Below are 1,179 nucleotides of genomic sequence, written 5' to 3'. Positions count from 1 at the left end.
ATGTTGGCTCGGTAGCTCAGTCGGTAGAGCAGAGGACTGAAAATCCTCGTGTCGGCGGTTCGATTCCGTCCCGAGCCACCATTTTTTTTATGCCGGCTTAGCTCAATTGGTAGAGCAACTGACTTGTAATCAGTAGGTTGGGGGTTCAAGTCCTCTAGCCGGCATCATTTAGGGGCATAGTTTAAAGGTAGAACTGAGGTCTCCAAAACCTCCAGTGTGGGTTCGATTCCTACTGCCCCTGTAAAGTATATGGGCCTATAGCTCAGCTGGTTAGAGCGCACGCCTGATAAGCGTGAGGTCGATGGTTCGAGTCCATTTAGGCCCACCATATATTATTCCGCAGTAGCTCAGTGGTAGAGCTATCGGCTGTTAACCGATCGGTCGTAGGTTCGAGTCCTACCTGCGGAGCCATGGCCCGTTGGTCAAGTGGTTAAGACACCGCCCTTTCACGGCGGTAACACGGGTTCGAATCCCGTACGGGTCATACAAAAAAGAGTCAGCATTATGCTGGCTCTTTTTTATTTTGTTAATCCTTTTTATTACGTTACTTTCCAGAAATAAATAAAGGAATTTTGGAAAAGCTATGGTATGTATAAAAAGGAGGAAATAAATAATGACACGAGTTAGAGACTTAATGAGTACCCATATTGTACATTGTACACCGCTAGACAATGTATATGAGGCAGCTGTTAAAATGAAGGAAGAATCAGTTGGATTAATTCCTGTTGTTGAAAATGAGCAAGTTGTTGGGCTTGTTACTGATCGTGATTTAGTCGTTCGAGGGATTGCTGAAAAACATCCTGGATCTAATAAAATTACAAATGTAATGACAACAAATATTATCTCAGTTTCTCCAGATGATTCTATTGAAAAAGCTACAGAGCTAATGGCACAGCATCAAATTAGACGATTACCAGTAGTTGATAGTGGTCAACTTATTGGCATGTTAGCACTAGGAGATTTAGCTATAAGGGAATCAGCAGATGATCAAGCTGGATTTGCCTTGAGCGAAATCTCAGAGCATACAGAGTAAATTGAAACTTTTATTAACCGAGAGTCTAATGGTCACTCATAAAGAGCTAAATTATATATAAAGTTCAGATACATTATTCTAGCATATATGGATTAAACTAATATGTTAGCGTGATGTATCTGAGACATTATATAATAAGGATACGG

General features: G+C 41.1%; 1 protein-coding gene and 6 tRNA genes. All 7 read left to right on the top strand.

What is annotated here, in order from left to right; genetic code table 11:
- The first annotated feature begins 5 nt into the window (after positions 1-5).
- The 7 genes from ACQGS6_RS28975 (at position 6) to ACQGS6_RS28945 (ending at position 1,033) form a co-directional block, all read left to right on the top strand.
- Positions 6-81: transfer RNA gene (locus ACQGS6_RS28975), tRNA-Phe, on the top strand.
- A gap of 10 nt (positions 82-91) precedes the next feature.
- Positions 92-164 (top strand) — tRNA-Thr (locus ACQGS6_RS28970).
- A gap of 6 nt (positions 165-170) precedes the next feature.
- Positions 171-241, top strand: a tRNA-Trp gene (locus tag ACQGS6_RS28965).
- 10 nt (positions 242-251) lie between these two features.
- Positions 252-328: transfer RNA gene (locus tag ACQGS6_RS28960), tRNA-Ile, on the top strand.
- Positions 329-336: 8 nt separating this feature from the next.
- Positions 337-411, top strand: a tRNA-Asn gene (locus tag ACQGS6_RS28955).
- Between the two features lies 1 nt (position 412).
- A tRNA-Glu gene (locus ACQGS6_RS28950) sits at positions 413-484 on the top strand.
- 129 nt (positions 485-613) lie between these two features.
- Positions 614-1,033 carry a CBS domain-containing protein gene (locus tag ACQGS6_RS28945; protein ID WP_000199009.1) on the top strand — a complete coding sequence of 140 codons (420 nt, stop codon included), beginning with the start codon at positions 614-616 and terminating at the stop codon, positions 1,031-1,033.
- Positions 1,034-1,179: the final 146 nt, after the last annotated feature.

Source organism: Bacillus sp. GMs2/2 (assembly GCF_050172095.1).
Lineage (GTDB): Bacteria > Bacillota > Bacilli > Bacillales > Bacillaceae_G > Bacillus_A > Bacillus_A cereus.
The sequence above is the reverse complement of the archived record's forward strand: the minus strand, read 5'-3'. Positions and strand labels throughout refer to the sequence as shown.